Source organism: Maribacter sp. MJ134, from assembly GCF_003970695.1.
Lineage (GTDB): Bacteria > Bacteroidota > Bacteroidia > Flavobacteriales > Flavobacteriaceae > Maribacter.
This window is the reverse complement of sequence record NZ_CP034570.1, coordinates 187,097-206,634: the sequence shown is the minus strand read 5'-3', so window position 1 is coordinate 206,634 and position 19,538 is coordinate 187,097. Positions and strand designations below refer to the sequence as shown.

15 protein-coding genes are annotated in these 19,538 nt (G+C 40.4%); 13 read left to right on the top strand and 2 right to left on the bottom strand.

What is annotated here, in order from left to right; translation table 11 throughout:
- Position 1: 1 nt before the first annotated feature.
- Complete coding sequence (trkA, locus tag EJ994_RS00945) at positions 2 to 1,351, bottom strand: Trk system potassium transporter TrkA (RefSeq protein ID WP_126590806.1); 1,350 nt, start codon at positions 1,349 to 1,351, stop codon at positions 2 to 4.
- Between the two features lie 217 nt (positions 1,352 to 1,568).
- Between trkA and ubiE the strand changes: the two genes are divergently transcribed.
- On the top strand, positions 1,569 to 2,303 hold the full coding sequence (gene ubiE, locus EJ994_RS00940; RefSeq protein WP_126590805.1) for a bifunctional demethylmenaquinone methyltransferase/2-methoxy-6-polyprenyl-1,4-benzoquinol methylase UbiE: 735 nt from the start codon (positions 1,569 to 1,571) through the stop codon (positions 2,301 to 2,303).
- A gap of 49 nt (positions 2,304 to 2,352) precedes the next feature.
- Positions 2,353 to 3,048, top strand: coding sequence for a porin family protein (locus EJ994_RS00935; RefSeq protein ID WP_126590804.1), 696 nt, complete (start codon positions 2,353 to 2,355; stop codon positions 3,046 to 3,048).
- 14 nt (positions 3,049 to 3,062) lie between these two features.
- Here EJ994_RS00935 and EJ994_RS00930 read toward each other — a convergent pair whose 3' ends face one another.
- Positions 3,063 to 3,785, bottom strand: a complete 723-nt coding sequence (locus tag EJ994_RS00930) for a TrmH family RNA methyltransferase (protein ID WP_126590803.1) — start codon at positions 3,783 to 3,785, stop codon at positions 3,063 to 3,065.
- 24 nt (positions 3,786 to 3,809) lie between these two features.
- Between EJ994_RS00930 and EJ994_RS00925 the strand changes: the two genes are divergently transcribed.
- The 11 genes from EJ994_RS00925 (at position 3,810) to EJ994_RS00875 (ending at position 19,504) form a co-directional block, all read left to right on the top strand.
- A complete protein-coding gene (locus EJ994_RS00925; RefSeq protein ID WP_126590802.1) occupies positions 3,810 to 6,425 on the top strand; it encodes a BamA/TamA family outer membrane protein in 2,616 nt (871 codons plus the stop codon).
- A gap of 60 nt (positions 6,426 to 6,485) precedes the next feature.
- Positions 6,486 to 7,553 carry a class II fructose-bisphosphate aldolase gene (fbaA, locus tag EJ994_RS00920; protein WP_126590801.1) on the top strand — a complete coding sequence of 356 codons (1,068 nt, stop codon included), beginning with the start codon at positions 6,486 to 6,488 and terminating at the stop codon, positions 7,551 to 7,553.
- A gap of 34 nt (positions 7,554 to 7,587) precedes the next feature.
- On the top strand, positions 7,588 to 8,448 hold the full coding sequence (accD, locus tag EJ994_RS00915) for an acetyl-CoA carboxylase, carboxyltransferase subunit beta (protein WP_126593621.1): 861 nt from the start codon (positions 7,588 to 7,590) through the stop codon (positions 8,446 to 8,448).
- Between the two features lie 14 nt (positions 8,449 to 8,462).
- Complete coding sequence (locus EJ994_RS00910; protein ID WP_126590800.1) at positions 8,463 to 8,963, top strand: hypothetical protein; 501 nt, start codon at positions 8,463 to 8,465, stop codon at positions 8,961 to 8,963.
- A 106-nt stretch (positions 8,964 to 9,069) separates the two neighbouring features.
- On the top strand, positions 9,070 to 9,339 hold the full coding sequence (gene rpsO, locus EJ994_RS00905; protein ID WP_068482293.1) for a 30S ribosomal protein S15: 270 nt from the start codon (positions 9,070 to 9,072) through the stop codon (positions 9,337 to 9,339).
- A 201-nt stretch (positions 9,340 to 9,540) separates the two neighbouring features.
- Positions 9,541 to 11,769, top strand: a complete 2,229-nt coding sequence (locus EJ994_RS00900; RefSeq protein WP_126590799.1) for a polyribonucleotide nucleotidyltransferase — start codon at positions 9,541 to 9,543, stop codon at positions 11,767 to 11,769.
- A 159-nt stretch (positions 11,770 to 11,928) separates the two neighbouring features.
- Complete coding sequence (locus EJ994_RS00895) at positions 11,929 to 12,792, top strand: RNA polymerase sigma factor RpoD/SigA (RefSeq protein WP_099573084.1); 864 nt, start codon at positions 11,929 to 11,931, stop codon at positions 12,790 to 12,792.
- Between the two features lie 218 nt (positions 12,793 to 13,010).
- Entirely contained in the window at positions 13,011 to 13,223 is a 213-nt protein-coding gene (locus tag EJ994_RS00890; RefSeq protein ID WP_126590798.1) for a VF530 family DNA-binding protein, read from the top strand.
- 3 nt (positions 13,224 to 13,226) lie between these two features.
- Positions 13,227 to 13,682 carry a tRNA (cytidine(34)-2'-O)-methyltransferase gene (locus tag EJ994_RS00885; RefSeq protein ID WP_126590797.1) on the top strand — a complete coding sequence of 152 codons (456 nt, stop codon included), beginning with the start codon at positions 13,227 to 13,229 and terminating at the stop codon, positions 13,680 to 13,682.
- A 49-nt stretch (positions 13,683 to 13,731) separates the two neighbouring features.
- The gene (locus EJ994_RS00880) at positions 13,732 to 16,371 is read left to right on the top strand and encodes a c-type cytochrome (protein ID WP_126590796.1); all 2,640 of its coding nucleotides are present in this window, start codon (positions 13,732 to 13,734) and stop codon (positions 16,369 to 16,371) included.
- 28 nt (positions 16,372 to 16,399) lie between these two features.
- Complete coding sequence (locus tag EJ994_RS00875; protein ID WP_126590795.1) at positions 16,400 to 19,504, top strand: WD40/YVTN/BNR-like repeat-containing protein; 3,105 nt, start codon at positions 16,400 to 16,402, stop codon at positions 19,502 to 19,504.
- Positions 19,505 to 19,538 lie beyond the last annotated feature (34 nt).

Sequence of the window (19,538 nt, the reverse complement as noted above, 5' to 3'; positions counted from 1 at the left end):
TTTACAGGAACATTCGTTCTATTTGTGAAATTTCTTCTGGAAGACAACAGACCACTACCCTATCTCCGGCCTCTATTTTAAATCCTCCTAAGGCAATGATACCTTCACCGTTCCTAACAACACCGCCAATGGTAGCCGCTTTAGGAAAATTCAATTCCCTTATGGTCGTTCCCGTAACACGAGAATCTTTTTTTACGACAAATTCTAAAATCTCCGCATTTAGATTGTTCAACCGCATGAGCGCTACCACTTCTCCACGCCGTATATGCCGGAATATATTATTCGCGGCCAAAAGCTTTTTGTTTATTAAGGTATCGATACCAATAGAATGCGATAGCTGAAAATAATCCATGTTCTCCACCAAGGCAATGGTCTTTTTTATGAATTTTGATTTTGCTACCAAACAAGACATGATATTCGTTTCTGAATTTCCGGTAACCGCAATAAAAGCATCCATGGACTCTAGACTCTCTTCCTCAAGAAGCTCCACATTTCTACCATCACCATTAATCACTAAGGCATTGGGGAGGTCATCTGCCAAATCAAAAGCTTTTTCCTTACTTTTCTCTATTAGCTTTACATTGAATTTGTTGGCGCAAAGGTCCCTAGCCGTCTTAAAACCTACCTTACTACCTCCAAGAATCATGACATTCTTTATATCTTCTTTCTTTTTTCCGGTAAGCTTGTACAGTTCATCAACACCTTCTTTTACCGTAATAAAATACACTTGATCTCCCTCCTTGAAAACGGTATCACCCCTTGGAATGACAGTGAATTGGGTACCCATTCTCTTTAGCGCAATGGGCATGAAATGAAGCTCGGGGAATATGTTAGCCGCCTCCTTTACCATTTTACCCACAAAGGGAGCGGACTTAGGCAGGGAAACCCCCACCATAATCAACTTACCGTCTTCAAACTCATAGGTATCATTAAAGGCAGATTTATTAAGTAGTAACTGAATCTCTGTCGCCGCAAGTTCTTCGGGTGAAATGAGCTCATCAATACCTAACTCTGAGAACTGCAATATTTCCTTATTGTCTATAAACTCTGTATTGGATATTCGAGCGATGGTACGTTTGCAACCCAACTGTTTGGCTAACATACACAAGGTTATATTCGTAGTTTCAGAGGAGGTAACGCCAATTACAAGGTCGGAATCCTGTACTCGCGCATCCTGCAGAACAGCTATAGAAGTAGCATCTCCCTTTAACACACGAATATCCAAATGATTGTCCGCATAGGCCAGACTTTCTTTACGTGTGTCTATTAAGGTAATATCTTGAGATTCGTAGGAAAGTAATTTGGCAAGATGAAACCCTACTTCACCCGCACCTGCAATTATAATCTTCATTTACGTACTTAATTGCGCTTTTATAGGCTATAAACAACTCGTTTATAATAGCATATTAAAAATTAGCAGTAGTATAGTCAACGCATATTTCGACGCAAAATTACACAATTAAATAAAGGTCACTACTAATTTTAAAGCTTTTAACCTTGACGATCATCAATCCCAATTAAAGCGCTTGCAAGCAAAGGCTAAATCGTATCTTTGCAGAAAAAATACAATGCCTAATAAAGTAACTCCCTATAAGGACTCCAAACTTGGTAAGAAAGAACAGGTCACCAAAATGTTCGACACGATTTCTAAAGATTATGACGGACTGAACAGGGTGATATCTTTTGGAATTGATATTAAATGGAGGAAAAGAGTTGTTGCTATTCTTAAAAAAGAAAAACCTAAAACTATTTTGGATATTGCTACGGGCACGGGCGATCTTGCCATTGCCTTGGTAAAAACAGGTGCTGAAAAAATCATAGGTTTGGATATTTCTCCTGGCATGCTAGAAGTTGGAAAGGAAAAAATAAAGGAAAAGAAACTGGACCCAAAAATTGAAATGGTCGTAGGTGATAGTGAAAATCTAGCGTATTCCGACCATTCTTTTGACGCTGTTACGGTCTCTTTTGGTGTTCGTAATTTTGAAACCTTGGAAACTGGTCTCAGCGAGATTCTTCGCGTATTAAAACCAGGAGGTAGCCTCGTAGTGCTAGAAACCTCTGTGCCTACCAAAACACCTTTTAGACAGGGTTACCATCTTTATACAAGATATGTTTTGCCGCTGATAGGTAAAATATTTTCCAAAGATAATTCCGCCTATGGCTACTTAAGCGAATCTGCCGCTGTTTTTCCGCATGGAGAAAACTTCAACAATATTTTACTCAAAATTGGGTTTATAGATGTAGTGAACAAGCCTCAAACATTTGGGGTCGCATCTATCTATGTTGCTAAAAAACGTAGCTAGACTAATCGTAAACCCGATGGTTTAACAACTACGGAGTAATTGTTGGTAAATGAGGAAATGGTTTTTTATTTGTGTTGGGCTCTTAGTATTAATGCCCTCACTCCATGCACAATTTAATGAACGCCCTATTCTTAATAAGGAGAACGAGGATAAGAAATTTTTAAATTGGGGCTATTTTTTAGGGTTCAATCAATATGATTTTAAGTTTGATTATGAAGAGAATGCCAGAGATGTTCTGGTAAGCAAAACACTAGGTTTTAACGTAGGGCTAATCGGAGAGATGCGTATAAACAATTTCTTGGACCTACGCTTTGAGCCAGGTCTTCATTATACGGCTAGAAATTTGGGCTTTCCAGGTTTTGATGAGGAGCGAGATGCGATTCGAGAAGTAAAATCAACTTATATAAATTTTCCGTTGTTGTTAAAGGTGAGTGCCAAAAGATTCGGGAATTGGAAACCCTTTTTAATTGGTGGCGGATCCACAAGCTTAAACCTTGGCAGTAATGAAACTAGCCTAGACGACAATAGTTCGGGTACGTTCCGAATGACGAAATGGGTCTATAATTATGAGCTTGGTTTTGGTATAGATTTTTACTTGGAGTATTTCAAGTTCACCCCATCGATAAGAGGAGTTTTTGCACTCACGGATGAATTGATTCGTGATAACGACCCCAACAGCCCATGGACGGGAAATATAGACGGGATGCGCACCAGAGGGCTTTTCGTCAACTTTACTTTTGAGTAAACGGCGAGTACTATTTAGGCCCTTCTAATCTCATTCATTAGAATTGCTGCAGCCGTCGCCACATTTAAACTTTCGGTTTCAGATTTTCCGTATCTGGGGATGGTGATTCTATTTTCACATTTCCTCTTGACCCGATCAGAAATACCTTTCCCTTCATTGCCCATAATTAAAATACCCCTTTCAGGTAGTTCTTCTTTATATATATTATTCCCATCCATGAACGAACCGTAGACCGGTACCGAAACCTCTGAAAGAAATAAATCCAGACTGGTATATGAAATATTTACCCGAGCAATGGAACCCATCGTTGCCTGAAGCACTTTTGGGTTATAACAATCCACGGTATTCTCGGAGCATACCAAAGAAGGTATCCCGAACCAATCACAAAGCCTGATTATGGTTCCCAAATTACCAGGGTCTCGAACATCATCTAGCACTATAATCCAATCACTAAAATCCACAGCTCCGGCTTTTGGAATGTAAAATACCCCAACAACGCCATTTGGATTTTTTAAACTACTTATCTGATTCATTTCCTTTGGAAGAATTACAGCTACATCCTTAACACCTTTTACAGGAAGTACATCCTCCAAAACATAAATCCTGAACACCTTAAATTTAGAGCGCAATAACTCCTCCACAGCCTTTTTCCCTTCTATTATAAACAGACCGTGTTCATTTCGGTACTTTTTTTGATGTAAGCTTTTGATAAGTTTCAATTCACTTTTTACAACCATACAAATAATGTATTTTTGATTAATATGAGGAGGTTTTCATACCCTGAACATAGCATCGCTAAAATAAGCTTATTCTTACTACTGACCATAGTCGCGCTATCATGTAATTCACTGAAAAAAATTGAAAACGACGAGTACCTGGTAGCAAGGAATACCATTCTGGTAGATTCCCTAAGAATAACCGATGAGGATGTAAACAGCTTAATCTACCAAAAGCCCAATACCGCCCTTTTAGGCTATCCCTTAAGGCTAAACCTATACAATCTTGCTAAGGAAAATCCAGATTCTCTTTATCAAGACTGGCTTAACCGTAAACCCAATCGAAGGAAAAGGCTCACTAAATTTTTATCCGAAAAACAGGTCAACAGACTTGGGGAATCCTTTTTGGTAAAGGGTTTGAGCGAATGGTTAAAGGAAATAGGTGAAGCTCCTACAGTTTTGGATACCTCAAGGACCAGAAGAAGCTTAGAGCGTTTAAGCGCTTATTACGATTCTAAAGGGTATTTCTTAAATACAACTACGTACGAAGTTGATACCACTAGAAGAAAGCAGCGGGCTTATATCGATTATAAAATAGACCTTGGAAAACCCTATGTTGTAGATTCCGTATCCAACGAAATTTCTTCCAAGGCCATAGATTCTATTTATTTTTTGAACATGGGCGGGTCTTTTGTAAAAGAGGGAAAACAATTTAACTTGGCCGATTTTAATGGCGAAAGAGAGCGACTAACAGAGATTTTCAGGAATAATGGTATCCGAAATTTTCAAGGAAGTTCTATCACCTTTGATATTGTTAGAGATACCGTAAGGGCTGAAGATGACCAAAAAATGAACATCACCCTTAACATTGGAGACCTCAAGAGAAGAGGAGAAAATGAGGTAACGACCTCAGAATATAAAGTAGAAAAAATAAACACCATAGATGTTTATACCGATTACCTTGCGTCTTACAAATCAACGCCATACCGTAGTATAACATATGGTGATTTTACCTTCCATTATTCGGATAATTTTCAAATTAAACCAAAGACGCTAGCGGACGCCATTCTTTTTGAAAAAGGGGCAATTTACCGGGACATTGACAAAATCAGGACCTCTAGACAGCTCAACAACCTGAACATCTTTAAATACCCGAATGTTATATTTGAAGAGGATAGTACCGGTAGCAAGGTCAACACCAGTATTTATCTGGCACCTAAACCAAAATACTCTTTAGGCACAAACTTTGAAATAAGCCGTTCTAATCTAAGGAGACTTGGGGTGGGAGCTGGCGCCTCTCTATTGATACGTAACATATTTAAAGGAGCGGAGAATCTAAGTCTTTCGGTAGACGGTGCTTTTGGTCTTTTAAGTAGGGAAATATTTCAAGAGGACTATTTTTCAGAAATTGGAGGGGAAGTAACGCTCGATTTTCCGAGAATATGGTTCCCTTTTATAAACACCTCGAAGCTTATTCCAAACTACACCTTACCAAAAACCAGAATTGCACTTGGTACCAGTTTTCAAAAGAATATAGGACTAGACAAACAAACCTTCAACACCACGCTTGGCTATAATTGGACGCCCAATGAATTTAAAAGGAATTCCATAGAACTTTTGAACGTGCAATATGTTAGGAATGTGAACAGCAATAGATTCTTTGATGTATATAGAACCACCTATAACCAGTTAAACGATATCGCCACTGACCAAGCTGTGAGTCCCTTATTAGACCCCTCATATTTTAATGAAGACGGAAACCTTACTACGCCGAGTGAGGCGCAACCCGATACCACCCCGGGTACCACCGGATTCATAAGCGATGTGCGGAATGGACTAATACCGACTTCCAACGGCGGCTTTACCCAAGAAGATTTCAACAATGTGAACAGTATTGCGGAACGTGAAGAACGTCTCACGGAGAACAATCTTATTTTTGCGACCAACTACACGTTCAACAAAAACAATAGGAACGGTATAACAGATAACAATTTTTATCAATTTCGTTTTAAATTGGAAAGTGCGGGAAATTTATTATCCGGTATTTCCAACTTAATCGCCTTTAATGAAAATGATAGGGAACAACTACTCGTATTCGGTGTTCCTTTCTCTCAATACGTAAAAACAGAGTTTGACGTTGTTAAATACTGGGACCTTTCTCGATCCAACGTATTGGCGGCAAGAACATTTGTAGGTATTGCCATACCCTACGGAAACTCGGACAATATTCCCTTTGTGCGTAGTTATTTCGCTGGTGGCTCCAACGACAATAGAGCATGGTTCCCATATTCACTAGGCCCTGGAAGCACTTCTGCCATTAACGATTTCAACGAAGCCAACCTTAAAATAGCCTTGAACTTAGAGTATCGTTTTCCTATAGTAGGTGATATCAACGGGGCACTTTTTGCAGATGCCGGTAATATATGGAACGTCTTTGACGATGTGGAGAATCCTGATGCCATATTCTCAGGTTTTGACTCCTTAAAAGATATTGCTCTGGGTTCAGGTTTTGGACTTAGATACGATTTTACTTATTTCCTTTTTCGCTTAGATTTGGGCTTCAAAACCTATAACCCAGCAGAAATTCCTTCAAAAAGATGGTTTAGAGACTACAATTTTGCTAACTCCGTACTGCAAATAGGTATTAACTATCCATTTTAAATCTAATTGTTTTATTACTTTTGCCCTACATTTTTAAAGAAACTAACAGACTACAACAATATGGCTCATAATATTAAACCGGGCGTTGCGACCGGAGATCAAGTTCAGGAAATTTTCAAATACGCTAAAGAAAAAGCATTTGCGTTACCTGCTGTAAACGTAATAGGCTCAAACACCATAAACGGAGTGCTTGAAACCGCAGCAAGTCTTAATGCCCCGGTAATCATCCAATTTTCCAATGGTGGTGCTCAATTCAATGCTGGTAAAGGACTTTCTAACGACGGACAAAATGCGGCCATACAAGGCGCGGTAGCGGGAGCAAAGCACGTTCATCAATTAGCGGAGGCTTACGGCGCTACGGTTATTTTGCATACTGACCATTGCGCAAAAAAATTACTACCCTGGATAGACGGTTTGTTAGATGCCAGTGAAAAACATTTTTCAGAGACCGGCAAATCCTTATTCAGCTCACACATGATAGACCTTTCAGAGGAGCCTTTGGAAGAGAACATTGAAATATGCAAAGGTTATTTAGAGCGTATGAGCAAAATGGAGATGACCCTAGAAATTGAACTTGGTATAACAGGTGGTGAAGAGGATGGGGTAGACAATTCCGATGTAGACGATTCTAAGCTATACACACAGCCAGAGGAAGTGGCCTATGCCTACGAAGAGCTTTCTAAAGTGAGTCATAGATTTACCATTGCAGCTGCTTTCGGTAACGTACATGGCGTTTACAAACCAGGAAACGTAAAGCTTACGCCAAAAATTTTAAAGAACTCACAAGAGTTTGTTTCCGAGAAATACGGTGTTGGGCATAACCATATCGATTTTGTATTCCACGGTGGTTCAGGTTCTACGGTAGAGGAAATCAGGGAAGGTATCAGCTATGGCGTTATAAAAATGAACATCGATACCGATTTACAATATGCATTCCTTTCTGGTGTAAGGGATTATGTTCAGGACAATAAAGATTATCTACAGGCACAAATAGGGAACCCAAAAGGTTCCGATGAGCCCAATAAAAAATTCTACGACCCAAGAGTTTGGTTAAGAAAAGGAGAAACTGCTTTTATAGACCGACTAAAGAAAGCCTTTGAAGATCTTAATAACGTAAACACATTATAAATTCCTAAATTCACTAATCTAAACTATGGACAATATGACGGCTTGGTTTAAAAGAAAGGAAAAAGGAATTCAGACTACCACCGAGGAAAAGAAAGACACACCGAAAGGACTTTGGTACAAGTCTCCTACGGGTAAAATTGTGGAATCCGAAGATTTAGCGAAGAATTTTTACGTGAGTCCAGAGGATGATTACCACGTAAGAATTGGCAGCAAAGAGTATTTTGAAATCCTTTTTGACGATAATACGTTTACCGAGTTAGATGCAAAGCTAAATTCCAAAGACCCGTTAAAATTCGAGGACACCAAAAAATATGGAGAGCGGTTAAAAGCGGCTCAGAAAAAAACAGGTCTTAAAGATGCCGTAAGAACAGGCTTCGGAAAATCCTTGGGTAAAAATGTTGTAATCTGTTGTATGGACTTTAGTTTTATCGGGGGATCAATGGGAAGTGTCGTTGGTGAAAAAATTGCTCGCGGAATCGACCACGCCATCAAAAAGAAAGTTCCTTTTATAATGATTTCCAAATCAGGGGGAGCACGTATGATGGAAGCAGCGTTATCATTGATGCAACTGGCCAAGACATCTGTTAAACTGGCGCAACTCGCGGAAGCTGGCTTACCTTATATTTCATTATGTACCGACCCAACCACGGGAGGTACAACGGCTTCATATGCTATGCTGGGAGATATTAATATTGCGGAACCTGGAGCGCTCATAGGGTTTGCAGGACCTCGAATCGTGAAGGATACTACCGGAAAGGATTTACCGGAAGGCTTTCAATCTTCCGAATTTTTACTGGAACACGGATTCTTGGATTTCATTACGCACAGGCGGGACTTAAAAACCAAGATAAATCTTTATATCGATTTAATACAGAACAACCCAGTGAGATCTTAAAATCATATCACTTTATGAAAAGAGCCATAAAATCAAGTATACTACTATCGACTTTATGGCTTTTTTGTTGCGCATCGGAAAACTCCGTTTCCTTGCCGGTAGCTGAAGAAGAAACTACAGAAATTGGGAATGCAAACACCGCGCAAACGACCAATGTAGAGGTAACCGGAGAAGAAAATGCGTATACCTTCAGCGTAACTATTCTAAGTCCTGATACCGGCTGTGAACAATATGCGGATTGGTGGGAGGTTGTAGATACAGAGGGAAACCTTTTATATCGTAGAATTCTCGGCCATAGTCATGTAAACGAACAACCCTTTACCCGTAGTGGGGGAACCATCTCCATAACCGAGGAACAGGAGGTCTACATCAGGGCACATATGAATAATCTCGGCTATGGGAATACTGTTTTAAAAGGAAGCATCCTCACGGGCTTTACCACATCTGAATTGGATGTTACCTTTGCGGCAACGCTAGCAAAACAAGAACCCTTACCAACTTCCTGTGCCTTCTAATTAAAATATCCAAAAACATTGGCTGTTCAAAATAAAAATTATAGTATCTTTGCAGCCTGATTGAAAATCAGTCAGATACATAAAAATCATTTAAAATAATATTGGAATGTATTTAACAAAAGAAGTAAAAGCCGAGATTTTTAAGAAACACGGCGGAAAAGCAGAGAACACAGGCTCTACCGAAGGTCAGATTGCTTTGTTCACACATCGTATTAATCACCTAACCGGTCACTTAAAAAAGAATCACAAAGATTACAACACGGAGCGTTCTTTGGTAAAACTGGTAGGTAAAAGAAGAAGTCTGCTAGATTATATGATAAAGAAAGACATTGTAAAATACAGAGAGCTTATTAAAGAGCTTGGTATTAGAAAATAATTTTAAAAAGGGGATGGCTAACCATCCCCTTTTTTTAAAGTACTTCAAGTCTAAGAAGTGAAAAATGACGAACACAAAAAGCTACACATAGTTTTTCATTGGTCCACACAACAACACAACAACAGTCCGGCCATCAAAAATGTCGGAATGACCATTGTTTAACAAAATCCTGAGAAATTATCTTGGGTAAAAATCAATTTTATGATTCCAAAAGTATTTAGAGAGGTCATAGACCTTGGAGACGGTAGGGAAATTTCTATCGAAACCGGAAAATTAGCAAAACAAGCCCATGGCTCTGTGGTTGTTCAATCCGGAAAATGTATGTTATTATGTACGGTAGTTTCTAACTACAAACAAAGTGATGTAGATTTTCTTCCACTAACCGTAGATTACCGTGAAAAATTCGCTGCTGCAGGGCGTTACCCCGGAGGTTTTTTCAAAAGAGAAGCCAGACCAAGTGACGGCGAAGTATTAACCATGCGATTGGTGGATCGTGTTTTACGTCCGCTTTTCCCAAAAGATTATCACTCTGAAACACAGGTGATGATTCAATTAATGTCTCATGACGAAGATGTTATGCCAGATGCAATGGCAGGTTTAGCTGCATCCGCGGCTATTCAGTTATCCGATTTTCCTTTCGAATGTGCTATTTCAGAAGCACGAGTAGGGCGTGTAAACGGCGAATTCGTCATTAACCCGACTAGAGCGCAATTAGCCGAATCTGATATTGACATGATGATCGGTGCTTCTGCTGATTCTGTTATGATGGTTGAAGGTGAAATGGATGAAATTTCCGAAGAGGAAATGACAGAGGCTATCAAATTTGCCCATGAAGCAATTAAAGTACAATGTGCAGCACAAGTTAAACTGGCTGAAGCTTTCGGCAAGAAAGAAGTACGTGAATATGAAGGCGAAAGGGAAGATGCTGATTTAGCTAAAAAAATTCATGATATGGCATATGACAAAGTGTATGCTATAGCAAAAGCTGGTTCTGCCAAGCATGAAAGAAGCGCTGCCTTTAGCGAGATAAAAGATGAGATTAAAGCTTCTTTTTCTGAGGAAGAACAAGAGGATTTTGGCGCTCTCATTTCTAAATACTACTATAAAGCTGAAAAAGCTGCGGTTCGTGACCTTACTTTAAACGAAGGTCTGCGTTTAGATGGTCGTAAGACCGATGAGATTCGCCCAATCTGGTGTGAAATCGATTACTTACCATCAACGCACGGTTCTGCCATCTTTACCCGTGGTGAAACGCAAGCATTGGCAACAGTAACTTTAGGTACCTCTAGAGATGCCAATAAAATAGATATGCCATCTCATGAAGGCGAGGAGAATTTCTATCTACACTATAACTTCCCTCCTTTCTCTACTGGTGAGGCAAGACCTATTCGTGGAACATCCCGTAGAGAAGTTGGTCATGGTAATCTAGCGCAACGTGCATTAAAAGGAATGGTTCCTGATGATTGTCCATATACCGTTCGTGTAGTTTCAGAGGTATTAGAATCTAACGGTTCTTCTTCTATGGCTACCGTTTGTTCGGGTACAATGGCCATGATGGATGCAGGTGTTCAATTGAAAAAGCCAGTTTCCGGTATCGCCATGGGACTAATTTCCGATGTAGATTCAGGTAAATATGCCGTTCTTTCGGATATCTTGGGTGATGAAGATCACTTGGGAGATATGGACTTTAAAGTAACTGGTACCGCAGATGGTATCACGGCTTGCCAAATGGATATCAAGGTCAAAGGATTGTCCTACGAGATTTTGGTAAATGCACTACAACAAGCTAGAGCAGGTCGTTTACATATTTTAGAGAAATTAACGGATACGATTGCTGAACCTGCAGCTGATGTGAAACCACATTCTCCGAAAATGGTTACCCGTACTATTCCTAATGAATTTATTGGTGCACTTATTGGACCGGGTGGAAAAGTGATTCAAGAACTTCAAAAAGAAACGGGAACAACTATCGTTATAAACGAAGACCCTGTTACGGAAGAAGGTATTGTTGAAATATTAGGAACGGACCAAAATGGTATCGATGCTGTGCTTAGTAAGATAGATTCTTTGATGTTTAAACCTCAAATGAACGAATCTTATAAAGTAAAAGTGATCAAGATGTTAGATTTTGGTGCCGTTGTGGAATATCTTGATGCTCCAGGCAACGAGACTTTATTACACGTATCGGAATTGGCATGGGAACGTACGGAAAATGTTACCGATGTCGTAAACATGGGAGATGAGTTTGAAGTGAAGTATTTAGGTACGGACCCTAGAACACGTAAGGAAAAAGTTTCGCGTAAGGCACTTTTACCAAAACCGGAAGGTTACGTAGAAAGACCACCAAGAAGCAATGATAGAAATCGTGGTGGACGAGATGACAGACGCGGAGGTAGAGATAACCGTGACCGCAAACCAAGAAGGGATTAAGTTCTTCTCTTGTAGCGTACAGAAAGCCTCAACGATAACGTTGGGGCTTTTTTATGCCGTTCAACGGAAAAAATAGTTTTTTTACACCAATTTGTAACATTTGCGACTTTTTTACGTATAAGTATATGCAGTCTATGCAATTGAACTTAATTTATATTAATGAGACAGCTTAAGATTACAAAACAGGTCACCAATAGGGAGACCGCATCTTTGGACAAGTACTTACAAGAAATTGGAAAAGTGGACTTGATCACCGCTGATGAAGAAGTAGAGTTGGCACAACGCATCAAGGCAGGCGACCAGATCGCTCTTGAAAAACTTACAAAAGCCAACCTCAGATTCGTGGTGTCCGTAGCGAAGCAGTACCAAAACCAAGGACTTACTTTACCGGATTTAATTAACGAGGGAAACCTTGGTCTGATTAAAGCTGCACAGCGTTTTGACGAGACGCGGGGATTTAAATTTATATCCTACGCCGTATGGTGGATTCGTCAATCTATATTACAGGCATTAGCAGAACAGTCTAGGATTGTTCGTTTGCCCTTAAACAAAATTGGTTCTATCAATAAAATCAACAAAACTTTTGCCTTTCTAGAGCAAGCGCATGAAAGAATGCCTTCGCCAGAAGAAATTGCGAAGGAGTTGGATATGACCGTTGATGATGTAAAACAATCCTTAAAGAACTCAGGAAGACACGTGTCCATGGATGCGCCTCTTATTGATGGTGAAGATTCTAATCTCTATGATGTATTACGTAGCGGTGAGTCTCCTAACCCAGACAAAGAATTATTACACGAATCCTTAAGAACGGAGATAGAGCGTGCATTAGAAACATTAACACCAAGAGAGGCAGATGTTATTCGTCTATACTTTGGTCTTGCCGGTCAGCATTCAATGACCTTGGAGGAGATTGGCGAAACTTTTGACCTTACTAGGGAAAGAGTACGTCAAATAAAAGAAAAAGCGATCCGTAGATTAAAGCACACTTCAAGAAGTAAAATCTTGAAAACTTATCTAGGATAGGCATTAAAAGCATAAAATTATATCAATTTGCCTGTTAAACAATTCTTAAATTGGAAATTTGGCATATAAGTTGTAATTTTAACGGTAACAACAGTTTATCATGACTGTTCGTTTTTTGATTGATGAATAAACTCCGGCTGATTACCGGAGTTTTTTCATTTTATATCTTAAGGAAAAAAATTAACTTGAGTTAATTTGTTTATCTAATTCGTATAAAAATGCAACAGCCCAATAATCCATTACATGGTATAAAACTGTCAGATATAATGGAACACCTTACACAAAATTATACATGGAATGAGCTGGCAGTAGAAATCAATATCAACTGTTTTAAAAATGATCCTTCTATAAAATCGAGCTTAAAATTTCTCAGAAGAACACCATGGGCAAGAAAGAAAGTAGAAGAATTGTATCTAAAATCCATCACGTAGAGAATGCCTTTAAATATTGTCTTAATTGAACCGGAAATTCCAAATAATACCGGAAACATAGGAAGATTAGCCTTAGCATCTGGCTCAAAGCTACATTTGGTAAAACCATTTGGCTTTGAATTAACGGACAACAAACTGAAAAGAGCCGGGCTGGACTATTGGCAACACATTTCCGTATCCATATATGAAAACCAAGAAGAATTCTTTAAAGTACACGACCAAAAAGAAATGGTCTTTTTCTCTTCCCACGGAGAAAAGAGCCATTGGGATATCAGCTATTCAGAAGACTTATTTTTAATCTTCGGGAAAGAATCCGTAGGCTTACCAAAGGAACTCTTAACTTCTGAAAATGCGGTTGTAGCCAAGATTCCATTAAAAACTTCACAAATCAGAAGCTTAAATCTAGCGAATGCTGTAGCCATTTCCGTTTACGAGGGCTTAAGGCAATTAAACAACTAACACGGCAATCATTCATTTTGTATATTTAAGTATCCAACAATGGAAAACAATGTACAAATCAATCATACTACCTCTGGTAGTGTCTATCTTTATCCTATCCTCCTGTAAAAAAGGCACAGAAACTTCTACTTTAGAGTCCAAGCAAGAAATAGTTTTTAATTTACCGGAAGGTTTCGTTTTAGAGGAATTATACCAACCAAGCAGACATGACCAAGGCTCTTGGGTCGCCATGACCAAGGATTCGGAAAACAAAATCTATGCGTGCGATCAGTACGGTAAAATATACTATTTTAACGCCCCTAAAATAGATGAGACATTAAAACCAGAGGATGTACATCCCCTAGCCTTAGAAATTGGCGAGGCCCATGGTCTTTTATGGTCCCATAATAGCCTCTATGTTGCCGTAAATAAAGAATGGGAGGACACCAAAGTTGATAAACAACAGAATGGTAGTGGTATTTACAGGGTAACAGACAGTAATGACGATGGCATATTGGATACCTTTAAAATGATGTTAAAGCTAGAAGGTCATGGAGAACACGGGCCACATAGTCTTGTACCCTCACCGGACGGAAAGGAAATTTATTTTATTGCTGGCAACTATACCCGTATCCCCGAAAAGCTAAAAGAAAAAAGTCGGTTGCCTAGAAACTGGGGAGAAGATAATTTATTCGAACCGTATCTGGACGCTAGAGGTCACGCAAACGATATTAAGGCTCCCGGTGGTTGGATAGGGAAGTTTAATCCCGATGGTACAAACTGGGAACTAGTTTCGGCCGGATACAGAAATCCTTTTGATATGGCATTCAATGGGGATGGGGAACTATTCACTTACGATGCCGATATGGAATGGGATATTGGAATGCCGTGGTACCGGCCCACCAGAATTTGCCATGTTACCAGTGGAAGCGAGTACGGATGGCGTACAGGCTCCGGGAAATGGCCAGCGTACTATCCAGATGCATTACCTGCAGTACATAATCTAGAACAAGGCTCACCTACCGCCGTTCTTTCGGGTATGGAATTGAACTTTCCAGATATATATTCGCATGGGTTACTAGTAATGGATTGGAGTTTTGGCACCATTTATTTTGCAGATTTAAAGGCAAAAGGAAGCAGTTACACCGCAGATCGCAAGGAGTTTTTATCGGGAACTCCCCTACCCTTGACAGATATGATAGCGGGTACCGATGGGAACCTGTATTTTACAACTGGAGGTCGTAGAATAGATTCTCATTTATTTCGATTACGCTATGTCGGTGACGACCTTGCGGATGCCGAGGTACGGTTGGAAGAGCAAGAACGATCTCTTCGGGAATTACGCCATAGCCTTGAGAATTACCATTCCTCCCAGTCGCCTAAAGGTATTGAACTCGCTTGGGCCAATTTGAACCATGACGACCGTTTTATAAGGTATGCGGCACGCATTGCTTTAGAACATCAACCTGTGAAACAATGGTTTCATAAATTTTTAGAGGAACGAGATGCCAAAAAAATTATAGCGGCAAGTATTGCATTGGCCAGACAGGGCAGTCCTGATATGCAAACCAAAATCCTGAAAAAATTAGACCCGATTATGCTTGAAACACAGGATACCGGGCACCAATTAAACATGCTGCGGGCCTATGAACTACTCTTTATACGTTTAGGAGAACCCAGTGAAAATGATAAAATCAAAACTGCTAAAAAGCTCAATGCTTACTTTCCGCATGCCAGTGCTGTAATGAATAGAGAACTTGGACAGTTATTACTCTATTTAGATGCCGATGGTATAACAGGAAAGTTGGTAGTACTACTGGATAAGCATACCAAGGAACGAACTACGCTCTCCAAGGATTTTCTTTCCGAAGAAATCACCCAAAGGAGCGAACAATATGGTCCATTAATCCGAGAAATACTAGAGAAAATGCCTCCCAGTGAAGCCATCTACTATGGCGTACTCCTGAGTCATGCAGTCAAAGGATGGACCAAAAATGATAGAGAAAAATATTTCAACTGGTTCTATGATGTGCTCAATGCCAAGGGAGGTTTAAGTTTTAAACCTGGCATGGAGAACATTCGTTTAGCAGCCATGAAAAATGTACCGGAGAATGAAAAAAAGTACTTTCAGGAAGTATCAGGTGTATATGCTCCAGGGGCAGCGGTCGCGGACTTACCACAACCTATTGGACCTGGAAATGAATATACGGGTAACGATATAAGTAAAATAATCTGGGGAGAGGAATTAGCAGATTACAAGGTGAATTATGAACGGGGAAAACGTGCTTTTGAAGCGGGAATGTGCATCTTGTGTCACCGGATGCGGGGTGAAGGGGCCGCCATTGGACCAGATTTGACCCAAGCTCATACCAAGTTCAGCAATAGCGCTATGCTCTTTGCTACCTATAGCCCTAACGACCAAATCTCCGACCAATATGCCAATACCTTGTTGCATTTAAAGGATGACAAAAAGATTTCTGGGCGCATCAAATCCGAAAATGATACGATGGTCGTTTTGATGCCTAATCCGTTCAATGAAAGCTATACTGTAGAAATAGCCAAAGGAGACATCACAAAACAAGAATTATCACCCCTCTCGCCCATGCCGTCCGGCTTGTTGAACCGGCTAAATCCAGAGGAAATAAAAGATTTACTCACTTTTCTACTTGCAGGTGGTGATGAAAACCATAAATTGTATCAACCAAAGTAAATAATCGCTTTTAAACCAAACTAGCTCTATGTTCCGTAAAATTATCTTTACCTTCTTCTTTCTCGCTGGCTTCAGCCTGCATAGTCAAGAACAATCCAATTCATCAACTTCCAAAACTATTCCCGCTTCATTTTACGAAGGTCTGGAATGGAGAAATATTGGTCCCAATCGTGGTGGTCGTTCTTTGGGTTCCACAGGGAGCCCAAGTAGGCCCAACGAGTATTATTTTGGCGCCACAGGTGGTGGGCTATGGAAAACCGTAGATGGTGGAACCGAATGGAAACCGGTAACCGATGGTCAGGTCACAAGCTCATCCGTAGGTGCTGTTGCGGTGGCGGAGACCAACCCGGATGTAGTATATATAGGTATGGGTGAAGTGCAGTTACGAGGAAGTATAACCCAAGGAGACGGTGTTTACAAAACGGAAGATGGTGGCGAAACATGGAAACATTTAGGGCTCAAGGAAACACAGGCCGTGGCGCGCATCAGAATTCATCCCACAAATCCGGACATCGTTTATGTCGCTGCTTTGGGACATCCTTACGGAGATAATGAAGAACGTGGCGTATTCAAGAGTACTGATGGTGGCGCCAACTGGGAAAAAGTATTATACGTAAGTCCAAAAGCTGGTGCCGTAGATTTAATAATAGACCGCACCAATCCCCAAGTGCTCTACGCAAGTACGTGGGAAGTTCAACGAAAAGCCTGGAAAATGTGGGGTGGCGGTGGCGACTCCAAATTATGGAAGTCTACGGACGGTGGTTCTACTTGGACAGATTTGACCTCAAATACAGGTATGCCGGCGGGACCGATAGGCAAAATTGGCGTAACTGTTTCTCCTGTAGATTCCAATCGCGTCTGGGCCATAGTGGAAGCCAATGAGGGAGGTGTATTTCGTTCCGATGACGCCGGTAAAACGTGGAAACGAACCAATGACGAACGTAAATTGCGTCAACGCGCTTTCTATTATTCTCGTATTTATGCAGACCCGCTAGACAAAGAAACCGTATACTGTCTTAATACAGGGTTTTATAAATCTACCGATGGCGGAAAGACATTTGACACAACGATTAAAGTCCCGCACGGAGACAACCACGACCTCTGGATAGACCCCAAAAATCCAGACCGTATGATCAATTCCAATGACGGTGGCGGAAATGTTAGTATCAATGGTGGAAAGACTTGGACGGAACAAGATTATCCAACATCGCAGTTTTACCATGTCATGACCACTAGTGATGTACCTTATCATGTGGCAGGGGCACAGCAAGATAATAGTACGTTGGCCATGCCGAGCGATGGCTGGGACCATATGCAAGCTCGCGGTCCCAATCACGGGTGGTACTATGCCGTTGGAGGTGGTGAAAGTGGCTGGATTACGCAACACCCGGTTAACAAGGATATTTTTTATGCCGGAAGCCAAGGAGCGCTTTTAACGCGATACGATCGGAGCAACGGACAAACAAGGGATATTCAGGTCTACCCTAGATTCTTCTCCGGAGAGCCCGCAAGTGCTTTACCAGAAAGATGGCAATGGACATTCCCCATAACGTTTGCACCACAAGACCCAAAAATCATGTACACTTGTTCTCAACACGTTTGGAAGACGACAAATGACGGACAGTCTTGGGAGAAAATAAGCCCAGACCTTACCTATGCCGACCCGGAAACGCTGGGAAAAACAGGAGGCATAATTACCATGGATATGAATGGTCCCGAGATTTATGCCACAGTTTTTGCTCTAGCGCCTTCAACTCATGATATTAATACTATTTGGGCAGGTTCTGACGATGGAAAAATTCACATTACCCGTAACGGAGGGGAAAATTGGGAAGATATTACCCCAAAAGACCTTCCAAAATTTTCTCGTGTCAGTATTATAGACGAATCTAAGCACCGACCTGGAACTTTATTCGTGGCGGCAAATAGATATCAGGTAGATGATCGCCAACCCTACGTTTTCAAAACAAATGACTACGGCAAAACATGGACAAAAATCATTAAAGGAATTGAAGATGGTCATTTTGCCAGAGCCATTAGAGAAGACCACGTACGCGAGGGCTTACTATTTTTAGCCACAGAACATGGTGTATATTTTTCATTGAACGATGGTGAGCTTTGGCAAAGTCTACAATTAGAACTTCCGGATACCCCTATCCGTGATTTAGTCATAAAGGATAACGATGTGGTGTTAGGGTCTCATGGCAGGGGCTTTTGGATTTTAGACGATATACAACCCATAAGGCAGTATCAACCAGAAATGAATAGTCAATCCGCAGTTCTTTTTAAACCAGCGGACGCGATTAGAGGAATTTCTGAAGCCTCTGTTCAATATTTTCTAAAAGAGCAGTTAGATACCATTACCTTTGAAGTTCTAGATGCCAATAACAAGCTCATCGATACTTTTACCGGTAGCAAGACCGAATACAAAGAAGACCCTGATATTCCATGGTGGAAAAAAGGAGGTTCTACCAAACCTACGACCGCAAAAGGTATCAATACATTTACTTGGGACCTAAGATATCCAGGAGCCACTGAGTTTGATGGAATGATCATTTGGAGCGCCCGACCCACTAGAGGTCCTAAAGCACCCATTGGCGATTACAAAATTCGAATGAAAACAAAAGACTACGAAAAAGTCTACCCCTTTAAAATCACCATGAATCCTAATCTAAAAGGGATTAGCAAAGAAGATTTGGACGAACAGTTTGCGCTTGCCAATAAGATTATGCAAAAAACTTCTGCTGCAAACGAAGCCGTCATCCGAATAAGAACGATAAAAAATCACCTCTCTGAAAACAAATCGAAAATTTCATCAAATACGTACAATAAAACTATAGTGCCATTTTTGAATCAATTATCAGCTATTGAAGAAGCCTTGTATCAAGTAAAAAATCAATCTGGACAAGACCCATTGAATTTCCCTATTAAGTTGAACAATAGATTGGCTTCTTTGCGCAGAAGTATGGAAAACGGAGAGGCGAAACCAACAGACGGGGCCTATAAGGTATTCGAGGAATTATCCTCTGAGTTAAAAAGCCATATGACCGATCTTGAAAGTGTAATGAATAAAAATCTTTCTAAAATTAATTTGATACTGAAAAAGGCAGGGGTTATACCAATTGAATGTTAGTGCTCAGAAATTAACAATATCAATTCCGTATTTT

Coding starts and splice junctions, on each gene's coding strand:
- trkA (WP_126590806.1), bottom strand. CDS start 1,351: ATGAAGATTATAATTGCAGGTGCGGGTGAAGTAGGGTTTCATCTTGCC.
- ubiE (WP_126590805.1), top strand. CDS start 1,569: ATGCCTAATAAAGTAACTCCCTATAAGGACTCCAAACTTGGTAAGAAA.
- EJ994_RS00935 (WP_126590804.1), top strand. CDS start 2,353: ATGAGGAAATGGTTTTTTATTTGTGTTGGGCTCTTAGTATTAATGCCC.
- EJ994_RS00930 (WP_126590803.1), bottom strand. CDS start 3,785: ATGGTTGTAAAAAGTGAATTGAAACTTATCAAAAGCTTACATCAAAAA.
- EJ994_RS00925 (WP_126590802.1), top strand. CDS start 3,810: ATGAGGAGGTTTTCATACCCTGAACATAGCATCGCTAAAATAAGCTTA.
- fbaA (WP_126590801.1), top strand. CDS start 6,486: ATGGCTCATAATATTAAACCGGGCGTTGCGACCGGAGATCAAGTTCAG.
- accD (WP_126593621.1), top strand. CDS start 7,588: ATGACGGCTTGGTTTAAAAGAAAGGAAAAAGGAATTCAGACTACCACC.
- EJ994_RS00910 (WP_126590800.1), top strand. CDS start 8,463: ATGAAAAGAGCCATAAAATCAAGTATACTACTATCGACTTTATGGCTT.
- rpsO (WP_068482293.1), top strand. CDS start 9,070: ATGTATTTAACAAAAGAAGTAAAAGCCGAGATTTTTAAGAAACACGGC.
- EJ994_RS00900 (WP_126590799.1), top strand. CDS start 9,541: ATGATTCCAAAAGTATTTAGAGAGGTCATAGACCTTGGAGACGGTAGG.
- EJ994_RS00895 (WP_099573084.1), top strand. CDS start 11,929: ATGAGACAGCTTAAGATTACAAAACAGGTCACCAATAGGGAGACCGCA.
- EJ994_RS00890 (WP_126590798.1), top strand. CDS start 13,011: ATGCAACAGCCCAATAATCCATTACATGGTATAAAACTGTCAGATATA.
- EJ994_RS00885 (WP_126590797.1), top strand. CDS start 13,227: ATGCCTTTAAATATTGTCTTAATTGAACCGGAAATTCCAAATAATACC.
- EJ994_RS00880 (WP_126590796.1), top strand. CDS start 13,732: ATGTACAAATCAATCATACTACCTCTGGTAGTGTCTATCTTTATCCTA.
- EJ994_RS00875 (WP_126590795.1), top strand. CDS start 16,400: ATGTTCCGTAAAATTATCTTTACCTTCTTCTTTCTCGCTGGCTTCAGC.